The organism is Buchananella hordeovulneris, assembly GCF_001907235.1.
GTDB lineage: Bacteria > Actinomycetota > Actinomycetes > Actinomycetales > Actinomycetaceae > Buchananella > Buchananella hordeovulneris.
This window is the reverse complement of the sequence record NZ_MQVS01000004.1, coordinates 76,220-88,425: the sequence shown is the minus strand read 5'-3', so window position 1 is coordinate 88,425 and position 12,206 is coordinate 76,220. Positions and strand designations below refer to the sequence as shown.

The 12,206-nt window shown below is 68.4% G+C and carries 10 protein-coding genes; 6 read left to right on the top strand and 4 right to left on the bottom strand.

Annotated elements, in window-relative coordinates:
* Nucleotides 1–7 precede the first annotated feature (7 nt).
* Nucleotides 8–691, bottom strand: a complete 684-nt coding sequence (locus tag BSZ40_RS05105; RefSeq protein WP_073823970.1) for a glycosyltransferase family 2 protein — start codon at nucleotides 689–691, stop codon at nucleotides 8–10.
* Between the two features lie 95 nt (nucleotides 692–786).
* Here BSZ40_RS05105 and BSZ40_RS05100 point away from each other — a divergent pair, with 95 nt between their 5' ends.
* Genes BSZ40_RS05100 through BSZ40_RS05090 form a run of 3 tightly spaced genes read left to right on the top strand, consistent with a single transcriptional unit; the run spans nucleotide 787 to nucleotide 3,485 of the window.
* Nucleotides 787–1,392 (top strand): acyltransferase, encoded by a 606-nt coding sequence (locus tag BSZ40_RS05100; RefSeq protein ID WP_245793857.1) that lies wholly within the window; start codon nucleotides 787–789, stop codon nucleotides 1,390–1,392.
* The gene (locus BSZ40_RS05095; protein ID WP_073823966.1) at nucleotides 1,389–2,498 is read left to right on the top strand and encodes a DegT/DnrJ/EryC1/StrS family aminotransferase; all 1,110 of its coding nucleotides are present in this window, start codon (nucleotides 1,389–1,391) and stop codon (nucleotides 2,496–2,498) included. Before BSZ40_RS05100 ends, BSZ40_RS05095 begins: the two co-directional genes overlap by 4 nt.
* The gene (locus tag BSZ40_RS05090; protein ID WP_073823964.1) at nucleotides 2,499–3,485 is read left to right on the top strand and encodes a Gfo/Idh/MocA family protein; all 987 of its coding nucleotides are present in this window, start codon (nucleotides 2,499–2,501) and stop codon (nucleotides 3,483–3,485) included.
* Between the two features lie 49 nt (nucleotides 3,486–3,534).
* On the opposite strand, the gene BSZ40_RS05085 is transcribed toward BSZ40_RS05090, so the two are convergent.
* Nucleotides 3,535–4,662: a glycosyltransferase gene (locus BSZ40_RS05085; RefSeq protein ID WP_073823962.1), complete on the bottom strand. Its 1,128-nt coding sequence runs from the start codon at nucleotides 4,660–4,662 to the stop codon at nucleotides 3,535–3,537.
* A gap of 85 nt (nucleotides 4,663–4,747) precedes the next feature.
* On the opposite strand from BSZ40_RS05085, the gene BSZ40_RS05080 reads away from it, so the two are divergent.
* From BSZ40_RS05080 to BSZ40_RS05070, 3 genes are all read left to right on the top strand, one after another.
* Nucleotides 4,748–5,908 (top strand): glycosyltransferase, encoded by a 1,161-nt coding sequence (locus tag BSZ40_RS05080; protein WP_073823960.1) that lies wholly within the window; start codon nucleotides 4,748–4,750, stop codon nucleotides 5,906–5,908.
* Between the two features lie 271 nt (nucleotides 5,909–6,179).
* Entirely contained in the window at nucleotides 6,180–8,396 is a 2,217-nt protein-coding gene (locus BSZ40_RS05075) for a cell wall-binding repeat-containing protein (RefSeq protein ID WP_073823958.1), read from the top strand.
* A 141-nt stretch (nucleotides 8,397–8,537) separates the two neighbouring features.
* Complete coding sequence (locus tag BSZ40_RS05070) at nucleotides 8,538–9,956, top strand: lipopolysaccharide biosynthesis protein (protein ID WP_073823956.1); 1,419 nt, start codon at nucleotides 8,538–8,540, stop codon at nucleotides 9,954–9,956.
* Between the two features lie 28 nt (nucleotides 9,957–9,984).
* Here the strand turns inward: BSZ40_RS05070 and BSZ40_RS05065 are convergent, their stop codons facing one another.
* Complete coding sequence (locus BSZ40_RS05065; protein WP_073823955.1) at nucleotides 9,985–11,052, bottom strand: glycosyltransferase family protein; 1,068 nt, start codon at nucleotides 11,050–11,052, stop codon at nucleotides 9,985–9,987.
* Between the two features lie 54 nt (nucleotides 11,053–11,106).
* Nucleotides 11,107–12,105, bottom strand: coding sequence for a polysaccharide biosynthesis protein (locus BSZ40_RS05060; RefSeq protein WP_073823953.1), 999 nt, complete (start codon nucleotides 12,103–12,105; stop codon nucleotides 11,107–11,109).
* Nucleotides 12,106–12,206: the final 101 nt, after the last annotated feature.

Genomic DNA, 12,206 nt, shown 5'->3' with positions numbered 1-12,206 from the left:
CCTTTCCCTAGGAGAACAGCAGCTCGACGACGATATTGATCGAGTTCAGCATCGACTGGCCCTTGGAGCGGGAATAGTCGGTGTACCGGATGTAGACCGGGATCTCGGCCCACGGCAGGCCCGAGCGTGCCAGTTGCGTGACGATCTCGGTGGCGTGTGCCATGCGATTGTGCCGCAGCTCCACGATCTCGGCCGCCCGACGGCTAATCAATCGCAAGCCGTTGTGCGTGTCAGTGAGTTTGATGCCAGTCGAGCGCCGCGAAGCCCACGCCGTAGCCCGCAACACGATGGTCTTGAGCCAGTTTGCCTCGACCTTCTCGGCCCGAAAACGGGACCCGAAAACGATGTCGAGATTGTCTTGGTCGGCGAGGCGGACCATCTCCAGCGCGTCCGCCACCCGATGCTGGCCGTCCGCGTCGAACGTCACACAGTACTTGCCATCAGTGTGAAATTTAAAGAAATCCAGGCCCGTTTGCAGGGCCGCACCCTGTCCCAGGTTGATCGGGTGATTGATAACGATGGCCCCGGCAGCCTCCGCCGCCTCGCCTGAACCGTCCGTCGAGCCGTCGTTCACGCACACGATATTGGGGAACGTCTGGCGGGCTTCCCGAATCACCTCACCGATCACCGCCGACTCGTTATAGAGCGGAATGAGCAGCCAGGTCTCAGACGTGGGCAGAGGCGTAGACATGGCCTCTAGTATTCCAGCGCCTAGGCCCTGGGGCATGTTGCCGCGGCGTGGGGATGGATACACTACTGCCCGGTCCCTCAACGAAAGGCCAGACCGTGTCCGAACCACGAATCATTGACAGCGCCGATGTTTCCCCCGCCGCCCAAATAGGCGATGACTCCAGCGTGTGGCACCTGGCGCAGGTGCGCGAAGGGGTGGAGATGGGGCCGGGCTGCGTGGTCGGGCGCGGCGCCTACATCGGCACTGGTGTACGGATGGGAGCCAACTGCAAGGTGCAGAACTACGCCCTGGTTTACGAGCCGGCGGTGCTGGCCGACGGAGTCTTCATCGGTCCCGCTGCCGTGCTCACCAACGACACCTACCCGCGCGCCATCAACCCCGACGGCTCCTTGAAGTCGGCCCACGACTGGCAGCCGGTCGGGGTGACCATAGAGACGGGGGCGGCCATCGGCGCCCGGGCCGTGTGCGTCGCCCCCGTGACGATCGGGGCTTGGGCCACAGTGGCGGCGGGCGCCGTGGTGACACGCGATGTGCCTGCCTACGCCCTCGTGGCCGGAGTGCCAGCCCGGCAGATCGGCTGGGTGGGACAAGCCGGGGCCCGCCTGCAGCCTGTGGCAGGACAAGAAGGACACTTCTCCTGCCCCCTCACCGGTGACATCTACGTGGAAACCGATTCGACACTGCGAAAGGTCAGCAAATGACACGCGAATTCATCCCGGCAGCCAAGCCCATCATCGGGGACGAGGAGCGCGCCGCCGTTGATGCCGTACTCGCCTCGGGCATGGTGGCCCAGGGCCCCGAAGTGAAAGCCTTCGAAGAAGAGTTTGCGCACCAACTGGTGGCGGGCCGGGAGTGCGTGGCTGTCAACTCCGGCACCTCTGGCCTGCACCTGGGGCTGTTGGCCGCGGGTATCGGCCCCGGTGACGAGGTCATTGTCCCGTCCTTCACGTTCGCGGCGACCGGCAACTCGGTCGCCTTGACGGGCGCGACCCCGGTCTTTGCTGACATCGAACTGGACTACTTCTGCTTGGACCCGCAGGCGGTGCGCGCGGCCATCACCCCGCGGACCAAGGCCATCATGCCGGTCCACCTGTACGGTCACCCGGCCAACATGACCGAGCTGCGCCAGATTGCCGACGAGCACGGTCTGCTGCTGTTTGAGGACGCCGCTCAGGCACACGGAGCGTCTCTCGACGGGCAGCTGGTGGGCACCTTCGGCACGTTCGCCATGTTCAGCCTCTACCCGACGAAGAACATGACCTCCGGGGAGGGCGGCATGGTCTCCTGCGCAGATGGGGACATCGCCCGGCGGGTGCGCCTGCTGCGTAACCAGGGTATGGAGCGGCAGTACGCCAACGAGCTGGTGGGCCTGAACAACCGGATGACCGACATTCACGCCGCCATCGGGCGCGTGCAGCTGACGAAGGTGGGGGGCTGGACCGAGCAGCGCCAGGCCAACGCCCGCTTCTTGGACGAGAACCTGCGGGGCGTGGTGGTGCCGCAGGTGGCCGCCGGGGCAGTCCACGTCTACCACCAGTACACGATTCGGGTGGAGGCCGGGGCGGCCGAGCGCGACCGCATGGTTAGCGCATTGCGGGAGGAGTACCAGATCGGTTCCGGTGTCTATTATCCGATCCCGAACCACCGGTTGGAGTCCCTGGCGCCCTACGCCCCGGGCCTGGAGCTGCCGGTCACCGAGGTGGCGGCCCAGCAGGTAATTTCCCTGCCGGTGCACCCCTCGCTCAGCCAGGGGGACCTGGAGCGCATCGTGGAGGCCGTGAACGCGCTCGCGAAGGCGGGGGCATAAATGGGCAACATTCGGGTGGGCCTGATCGGCCTGGGTTCCATGGGGCGGCACCACGCCCGGGTCATCCGGGCCACCCCGGGCTTTGAGCTGGTGGCGGTGGCCGACGAGTATGGCGACAAGTTCGGGGTGGCTGGCGAACTGCCGGTGCTGCCCGGGGTACAGGCCATGCTGGAGGTCGGTATTGACGCGGCGATGGTGGCGGTGCCCACCGTCTACCACGAACCGATCGCGCTAGAACTGGCGGCCGCCGGGGTGCACACGATGGTGGAAAAGCCGATCGCCGATTCCGCCGAGGCGGGGCGGCGGGTGGCCGACGCCTTCGCGCAAGCCGGGTTGGTCGGGGCCGTGGGGTATGTCGAGCGCTGCAATCCGGCGCTGCGCGAGATGCGGCGCCTCATCAGCGACGGGGCACTCGGCGAGCTGTACCAGATCACCACGCGCCGCCAGGGCCCCTTCCCGGCGCGCATCGCCGACGTCGGCGTGGTCAAGGATTTGGCGACGCACGACGTCGACCTGACGGCCTGGCTGGCTGGCGCGCCCTACGAGTCGATCTCGGCCGCCACCACTCACCGCTCTGGCCGCGAACACGAGGACATGCTGGTGGCCACCGGCCGCCTGACTAATGGGGTGATCGTCAACCACACGGTGAACTGGCTCAGTCCGTTCAAGGAACGCATCACCGTGACCATTGGTGAGCGGGGGGCGTTCGTGGCTGACACGGCCCTGAGTGACCTGACCTTCTACGCCAACGGGACCGTGGCCACCGAATGGGACCAGGTCGCGGCCTTTAGGGGCGTGACCGAGGGGGATGTCATCCGGTACGCCCTGGCCAAGCGCGAGCCGCTGCTGGTCGAGCAGGAGAACTTCCGCGACGCCATTAACGGCGACACCTCCAAGATCGTGTCCATGCGGGAGGCAGTCCACACCCTGGAAGTGATCGACGCGATGGTCGCGGCGGGCGCGGACGGTCGCCAGGTGCGGCTCTAGCGACTACGTGGTGTGCGGGGCGGGCGCGTGGTGCCCGCCCCGCCGCGTTTTACAGCAGGGAGGAAACCAACTCGGTGATGGTTTGGCTTTCCTGCTCGAAGTTGAGTTCGGCGGCCGCCCGGTGGGCCGCTTCCTTGTAACGTCGCACCGCCTCCGGGGTGAGGGTGGCCAGCGACGCGGCGGCTTGCTGAGCGGTGGCCCCCTCGGATACCACCCCGAGGTCGTACTGGTGGACGAGGCGGGACATCTCCACCGAGGGGCTGACCGCCACCGCTAGCCGCGCCTGGATAAAGTCGAAGAACTTGTTGGGCAGCGCCAGGCGGGCGTTGGTGTTGAAGGGGGGGAGCCAAAACACCCCGACATCGTAGGCATTGAGAGTGGCGGGCAGCTGCGCGGGGGCGACCGGTTCCCGGAAACGGATGCGCGGACAAGCGGCGGCGCGGGCCCGCAGCTCCTCCAGGTAGTTGCCGTAGCGGGGCGGCAACAGGTAAAGGTCGAGGGTGAATCGCTCCCCGGCCTGCTGGACCGCGTCGATCGTGTCCTCCAGGCTGCGGCCGGGCACCGCTACCCCCGAGTGGACGAGCCGAATGGTCTCACCCGTGGGAGTCGGTTGCAGGTCAGCGTACGCGGGCGCGTTGCGCACCACCCGCGGGGAGACGCCAAAGTGCTCCTGGTACAGCTCGGCGATCGCCCCGCCGACGGTGGTGGTCGCGGCGCAGCGCGGCAGGTAGCGGCGGCAAATGTCGGTCATTAGCGGGGCGATGAACCAGCGCCAGGCCCGCACGTGGGTGCGCTCCTCCGGGGCCCACTCGTGCAGATCCGCCCACACGGGCGCCCCGTGGGCGCAGGCGAAGGCCAACGGCAGCGCGCGGGCGTCGTTGGCGATCACCAGGTCGAAGCGGCGTTGCCGCAGGGCGGGCAGGACGGACTGCGCCGCGGGTATCTCGGCCTCGGCCCGGCGGTAGCGGCGCGTGGCCAGCGCCAGGGCGCCCCGGGCGGTCAATGGTAGTGAGGCTTTGCCCCGCGGAATCTCCACGTGGTCAGTGGCGGCGGGGGGATGGGCGCCGTAGGCGACGGTGGTCACGGCCGCCAGTTTGCTGACGGCGGTCAACTGGCGGGCCACCCGGGAGTCGGTGGCGATGTCTGAGTAGGAAATGAGCAGGATGCTGGCCGTCATACCGCCAGCATATCGGGCAGGCAGCCCACGAAAGAGAACGCTGGTATCCCGCAGGGGGCGCGCGGGGCTGGAGTATATTGACCCGGTGACGAAATCGGCTAGCGCGCGCCCGCGGGTGCTTATCGTGTCGCGGATCTGGGCGCCCGAGCCCGCCGCCGCGAGTTGGCGCCTGGCGGCCCTGCGAGAGCAGCTGTTGCGGCGGGGCGCCCGGGTGCGGGTGCTAACCGCCGCGGTCCCCGCCAGCCTGGATCCGGGCGCAGAGCAGGCCGTCAGCCGGTGGCCGGTCAAACGGGACGCGAACGGCTACATCCGCGGCGTTTTGCCCTACCTCAGCTTCGATCTGCCGCTGGTGGTGCGGCTGCTTGCGGCCCGCCGCCCCGATGTCGTCGTGTGCGAGTCGCCCGTGACCACCGGCACCGCCACCCGCCTGGCCTGCCGCCTGCGGCGCATCCCCTTCGTCTACTACGCGGCCGACCTATGGTACGAGGCCGCGGCGGGGGAGGGGCACCGGTCGTGGGTGGTGCGGTTGCTGCGGCGGCTCGAAGGTGGGGTGTTTCGGGCCGCCCGCCGCGTGCTGGCGGTTTCCGCGCCGGTGGCCGACAAAGTGGCGGCCCTGGGTGGGCGCAGCGTGCTGGTGGGCAACGGCGTGGACACCACCGTCTTCAGCTACGCCCCGGTCGCCCCCGCCGCGCGCCCGACCTTCATTTACGCGGGCACGGCCGCCCCGATCCACGGTGCCACCCTCTTGGCGCGCGCCTTCGTGCGACTGTACGCCCGCCACCCCGAGGTGCGCCTGGAGTGGTACGGCCAGGGGCCCGACTGGGACGAGATAGCGCAGATCCTGCGTCCCCTGCCCCCCGACGCCTACCTGCTGCGCCCCCGCGTCTCCGGGCCCGAGATCGCGGCCAAGCTGCGCGCGGCCTGGGGGGCGGTGGCCACCATTCGCCCCGGGCACTACGGCTTCGCCGTGCCGTCGAAGGCCTACGCGGCCGCCGCGTGCGGCGCGCCGACCCTGCGCGTGGGGCCCACCGAGGCGGCCTGGCAACCCGAGCTTGGCCCCCAGGTGCCCTACACCGAGGACGACGTGGAGGCGGGCCTGGCGGCGCTCGTCGCGCAGGGGCGCGCCCTGCAGGAGACCGGGCAGTGGCACGCCACGCGGGCGGCCCGTGCTGCCTGGGTGGCCAACAACGCCTCCCTGGCGGCCGCCGGGGAGCGGGCCGCTACGGCCGTGCTGGCCTGCCTGTAGGGGCAGGGGCGCGGTCGGCGCGCCGACCGCCTGCGGCGAGGGAAGCTAGGTAATGGGGTGGACAGCGCCGATGCTGACCGCTTGACAACTGCGGGTCTGAAACGTTACTAACTGGCACCAACCATAAAAAACTACACCGTTAAATGCTTAACGGAAATATATGTCATTAAAAGTGGGAGATGTTGCGGGATTCACTGGTTGACAATCCGGCAAGTTTAGCTGCCGTGTTAATTTACTGCCGCAAGCATTCATTGCCAATGAAGGAGGAATCTTGCTGGGCAGAAAATATCTCACAATTCTCCCCGTCCTCGCGCTGTTTCCGGGCCTGGTTTCCCCTGCCGTGGCCCACTCCGCGCCAGGCGTTATCTCCGCGACAGTCACCGCCAATTCGTTTTCGCCGGTGCTGCAAGGCGACGAGTGGCAAGTGGACGGCGAATCCCTCCTGCAACTACTGGCGCCCGACGCGCTCGGCGCTAGTCCAGGAGCCGGAGAGAGGGCATCTGGACAATTGACGGGCGAGGTTTCGCTACCACCACTAACCGCACGCGGCTGGCGGTTGCAGCCCCAAACTTGGGCGGCCTACCGCCTAGCGGGCGAGCCGGGCGTCATCGTGGAGGTGACCGGAAAAGTGGCAGACGCTGCCGGAGTGGAAGGCTCGGCGGCGTTTGCCTTCGTGCCCGCTGGGGCGGCAGGCAGGCGCGTGTACGGACGAGTCGAGCACGCCGGGCAAGCCATTCGTCTCGCGGAAGAGACGCCGGGACAGGTGTTAGTGACCAGCGCTCCGCCGGAATCCACGCCCAGCGCCGCGTCCGCCCCCCTGGTGCCCGAGGAGGAAATTCCCGCCACCACGCCGCTGGCAGGCAGCCGGGGAGCGCCCGGTGAGAGCGCCGAGGCCCCGGTTGCCGACGTCTTGATCGTCTACAGCGACAACATCGCCCGCCCCAAGATGTTGCAGACACTGCCGCAATGGGTGGCTGAAAGTAACGGTGCGTTGGAAAAGTCGGGCATTGCCTTGCGCCTGAACCTGCTGGCAATCGAGCCTGTCGATTATCGGCAGTATCAGGGTGAAGAGGGTATATATCGAGATCTCAACCTTTTGCAGCAGGGAAAGGAGGGGTTGGCACAGGCCCACGCTCTCAGAAACTCTCTTGGCGCTGACCTGGTGGTAATGATAGTGCCGTCATCGGTGCCGTGGTGGTTGGGTGGGCTTAGCTATGTGCCTTATCCGGCAGGCTCGCCCGACTACGCCTTAGCGGTGGTTCCCCTCTCGACCGGTGCGCACAACTTCCTGCACGAGGTAGGCCACACATTGGGGGCCCAACATAACAGGGAAAACGCAGGCGAAAAGCCCTACCTCTTCCCCTACAGCTTTGGGCACAGGGTACCGGGGGTGGCCCGGACTGTCATGTCCTACGAGTGCAAGGAAATAGCACCGTGCCCGAGCCGCATGCAGTTCTCCAATCCGGACATCGACTTCCTCGGACACCCCGGGGTGCCCTCCGGTACGGCCGAGGCCAATAACGCCCGCAGCATCAACGAGATGGCGAGGGTCATCACCCGCTATCGGGCGCGCAGCCTGCGCCTGGAGGGGCGCAGTCGCTTCGACACGGCGGTGGCCGTCTCGCGGCACCTGGGGGAGCAGGTAGAGCAGAGCGACACCGTGGTGCTCGTCTCGGCGGCCCACCTGCCGGATGCGGTCTCGGCCGCCCCGTTGGCCACCAAGCTCGGCGCCCCGTTGCTCTACGCCGAGACCAAGTCACTTCCCGGCCAGACCGCGGCGGAACTGCAGCGGTTGCGCCCCCGGCGGGTCATCGTCGTCGGCGGCGAGCTCGCCATCAGCACGCAAACCGTCACGGAAGTCTCTCGTCTGGTCGGCCCAGCCGCCACCATCGAACGCATCAGCGGCTCGAATCGTTACCGCACCTCCCTGGCGGTGGCCCGGTACGGATGGCCGACAGGCAGCAACTCGGCCTTCCTCGTCTCCGGCCTCGACTACGCCGGGGCCCTGGCCGCCGGAACGGCGGCGGGCCGGGCGGACATCCCCCTGCTCCTAGTCAATGGCAGCGCCCGTTCCCTGCCCAGTGAAGTGTCTGACTTCCTGCAGGTGGGGACAGCAAGCGGCAACGTCTACCTCGTGGGAGACCCAACGAAGATGAGCGCCGACATAGAGGGCGAACTGCAGGCACACAAGGCCACTGTCCGATACGCGGGAGGCACCGAGGCCGAGGTGGCGGCCCAGATAGCCGCCGACCACGATGGGGGCGGCCCCGTTGTCATCGCCAACGGCACCCGCCTGGTGGACGCGCTGCCATCGGCGGTGCTGGCCGCCCGGCTCAATGGCCCCCTGGTTTACGCCACCAAAACCTGCATTCCCGCTCCCAGCCAGGGCGTGCTCACCCGGCACGGCCCCCGCCAGCGCATCCTCATCGGTGGGGTGCTCTCGCTCGACGAACAAGTCCAGTTAGGGGCCACCTGCCCGGGTTCCTGAGCCCAACCGCCAGCTAGCTAACCGGTGTAGGGGGTGGGCGACCAGTCTGCGGTCGCCCACCCCCGCGGGCTGCGGCTGCCGCCCGGCAGGTAGTATTTCGCCCGTGCTGACAATCCTCTCGCAGCCGGGCGCGGACCGGCGATGACCAAATCACAGTCGCTGGTCAAGGACTCGATGCTCAGCACGCTGGCCACCGCCGTGCAGGGCCTGGGCCGGTTCCTCACCAACTACTTTGTGGCCCGCTTTGCAGGCCCGGCCGCCCTCGGTGCGCTGGGGGCGAGCCTGTCGCTGGCGAGTTTCGCCTCCCTGGCCTGGCCATCGTCGGCAGGCAGCGCCGCCACCAAGTTCATCGCCCGCGAAGAGGTCGCGCACGGCCCCGCGGTGGCCGCTGCCGTCGAACGGCACCTGGCCAAACGCACCCTGGGCTGCCTGGCGCTCCTGGCTCCTGCCTGCGTGGCCCTCGCCTACTGGGTGCTCGACCTGTCTGCCCCCGCCGCCCTCGTGGCGGGCCTGCTGGCGGTGGCCTTTTCCCTGTACAACTTCACCCGGGGGGTGCAGTACGGGCGGGCGCAGGTGCGGCAGGCCACCTGGCTGGAGGCCGGGGCCTCGCTGCTGGCCCTGGCGCTGCTGGCGCTAGTGCTGCTGACCGACCTGTCGGCGCTCTACGCGCTACCGCTGGCGGCCGGCTACGGCCTGTACGGCCTGGTGTCCTGGCCGTGGCGGGCCCGCTCGGCCCCCCTGCCACCGGCACTGCGACGCGAAATAGACACCTTCGTGGGCTGGGCAGTCGTGGGCATCCTCGCCTCCACCGGGCTGCTGCAGCTAACAATGTTGGTGGCCAAAACCGTGGGCACCGAGGTGGAGGCCGGGATGTACGCCGCCGCCCTCGCGCTGGCCACCCCCATCTCGATGCTGGCCCGCTCCTTCTCCCTGGTCCTCTTCCCGTCAATGGCCCGCCGCGTGGGGGCCGGGGACACGGCAGGACTGCGGCGCCAGACAACGTCGGCTACCCAAGGCCTGATCGTCAGCCTCACCCCGCTCATGGGCTTACTGGCCATCGCTGCCGAACCGGTGCTGACCTTCATGTACGGGGCGCGTTACGCGGCGGCGGCCCCCCTGCTGCGGATTTTAGTGCTGTCCACCCTGCTCAACACGGCCACCGTCGCCATCGTCAACGCCCTCACCTCCGCCACAGCGCGCGGCATCCGCGATTCGGCGTTGCTGGCCCTCATCGGCACCGCCCTCGGGCTCGTCTCCCTAGCGATCCTCACCCCGCTGCTTGGCATCACCGGGGTGGCATGGTCCTACCTGCTGGGCTCCTCCGCGATCGCGATCGCCAACATTGCAGTCGTGTGGCGGCGCCAGCGCCAAAACTGGACCGCAATGTACGTGCGCCTGGCCCTGACGGTGGCGGCTATCGCGGCCGCCGTCCTGGCGGTACAGACCTGGCGGGGTGCGTGGGTAGTGCCCGGCGCACTGGCGGGATTCCTCACCGCCTGGGGCCTCATCGAACACCGAGCCATCGCCCAGCTGCCGCGCCGCCGAGCCCGCGCCCACTGACGTTGCCGCGCGGCTCGCCGGGCCGGGTTCAGCTCGCGGGGCGCAGCCGCCCGTCGGCCACCGCCCGCTGGTAGGCCGCCCGGATGGTGGCCGCGCCCCGGCGGGCATCGTGCACCTCGCTCAACCACTGCCGCCCGGCAATGCGCTGCGAGGTGGCCTGCGGATCGTCCAAGGCGGCCACCACCTGTTCCGTGAGCGCCGCCGCAGTCTTCTCGGCCAGCGGCGGGCCCGCCAAGTCCTGCATATCGTGCCCGTCTACGTCGTCAAAGGCCGCCAGCCCGCCCAGGGCCGGGGGCACGGGAATCCCGGCGATTCCATACCAGGCCGGATTCAGGGCCGCGGCCACCGGCACCCCGATTCCGAGGGCCTCCAACTCGCTGGTGGCTAGCATGCCGGTGGGTTGCCCCACCACCACGGTGGCGCGAGCCAAGTAATCCCGCAGGAAGGCGTCCGGGGCCACCTGCGGCAGGGTGCGCACCCCAACCGCTCGCGCCTGCTCGGCACCGTCACCCCAGTCCAAGCCAACCAGCTCGACGTCGGGGCGGGCTGCGCGCAACTGGCGTGCGATCTCCAGTTGGGTGGCCAGCCCTTTGACTGCCTCCCACCGCGAGGCGAAGAACACGCGCGGCCGGGCGGGCGGCTGCCAGGTCGGCAACTGGTCCACCATGATCGGGATCGGCAGATAGATCGCGTCGCTGCGCAGCGCCAGCGTGTGGGTGCGAATGTCGGGGGTGGCGAAGAACACCGCGAGCGCCTCGCGGGCGGCAGTCACGATGTGCTTGCGGTAGCGCGGCATGTACTGCACCGTACGCGCGTCGGAGCCGTGAAAATGCAGGCAGTACGGCTTGCGGGTAAAACGCGCGTGGCGGGCCATGAGGCCGTAATGCACATGCAGCAGGTCGAAGTGCCGCGACGCGCGCCACAGGCGGGCCGCCCACTTGGCTGCCCCCCAAGCATCCTGCGCCCGGCTCGCCCCGGCGGGGCGCCGATAGCGATCAATGAATTCCCACGGCCAACCCGCCTCAGTCGCGGCGGCTAGCAAGCGCAGCGGCGAGGAAGCAATGTCGTTGACGTGCAGGGCGCGCGGGTTATCCATACCCGAAGCATGGCAGAAGGGGCCGCAGCGGCACTAGGCGCCACCCCGCGCGCCTCACCAGGGCGGCGCTCCCAGCAAAGTCGGATCGAGCAACGGCACCTGCACGTGCGAAATCATCGGATGACGCGGGCGGTCATTGGACTCGTGGTAGCCGATGCGGACCTCGTGCAGCTTCTCACCTGGCCGCAGTCCCGTGAAGACAACCTCGTAGTCGGGCACGTCCAGGGCCTTGGCGAGGTGGGCCACCAAGTCGACGATCTTGACGGGCTGCCCCATGTCGAGGACCAGCACCTCGCCGGATTCGCCGATCGCGGCGGCCTGCAACACCAGCGAGCAGGCCTGGGAGATGGACATGAAGTAGCGGCTGGCTTCCGGGTGCACAACCGTGACCGGCACCCCCTGCAGGAGCTGGTGCCGGAACGTCCAGATTGCCGAACCGCGGGAGGCGATAACGTTGCCGAACCGCACCGACACGTACTTGCCGCCCTGCTGCTGCCCCATCCACGCCGTCAAACGTTCAGCCAGGTGCTTAGAGTGGCCCAGGTACGTTGTGGGATCTGCCGCCTTGTCGGTGGAGATCGTCACGAACCGCTCCACGTCCACCTCCTGTGCCGCCGCCAGCACGTTGGCGGTGCCCAGCACATTCGTCTTCCAAGCCTCCCGCGGATACTGCTCCAGCAGCGGCTGGTGCTTGAGGGCCGCGGAGTGAAAAACGACCTCGGGGCGATGGTGCAAGAAGTGCTCCCGCACCGTGTCGGCATCGCGGATGTCAGCGAGCACGAAGTTCGGGGTGTCTAGCAGGGCCTGGTCGAACAGCGACAGCGACAGACTGTGCAGGGCGTACTCGTCGCGGTCCAGCAGCACCAGGCTGGCCGGTTCACAGGCGGCCACCTGGCGGCAGATCTCCGATCCAACGGAGCCCCCCGCCCCAGTCACCAAGACCCGTTTGCCCGCAATTATGTGCTTGGGGATGTCCAGCACCGTGCCGTGGCTGGGGAAGAACTCCGCCAGCTTGGCCCAGGCCAGGGAGTCGTCGGTGGGGGCAAGATTCACGGCGTCACACTACCACGCAGCCCCGCCTCCCTTGGAGGCTATCGAACCCCCCTTCTGACCGGCCCGCGCCGGTGGTGGGTGGGGCAGACAGGTACGCTACT

Coding starts and splice junctions, on each gene's coding strand:
- BSZ40_RS05105 (WP_073823970.1), bottom strand. CDS start 691: ATGTCTACGCCTCTGCCCACGTCTGAGACCTGGCTGCTCATTCCGCTC.
- BSZ40_RS05095 (WP_073823966.1), top strand. CDS start 1,389: ATGACACGCGAATTCATCCCGGCAGCCAAGCCCATCATCGGGGACGAG.
- BSZ40_RS05090 (WP_073823964.1), top strand. CDS start 2,499: ATGGGCAACATTCGGGTGGGCCTGATCGGCCTGGGTTCCATGGGGCGG.
- BSZ40_RS05085 (WP_073823962.1), bottom strand. CDS start 4,662: ATGACGGCCAGCATCCTGCTCATTTCCTACTCAGACATCGCCACCGAC.
- BSZ40_RS05070 (WP_073823956.1), top strand. CDS start 8,538: ATGACCAAATCACAGTCGCTGGTCAAGGACTCGATGCTCAGCACGCTG.
- BSZ40_RS05065 (WP_073823955.1), bottom strand. CDS start 11,052: ATGGATAACCCGCGCGCCCTGCACGTCAACGACATTGCTTCCTCGCCG.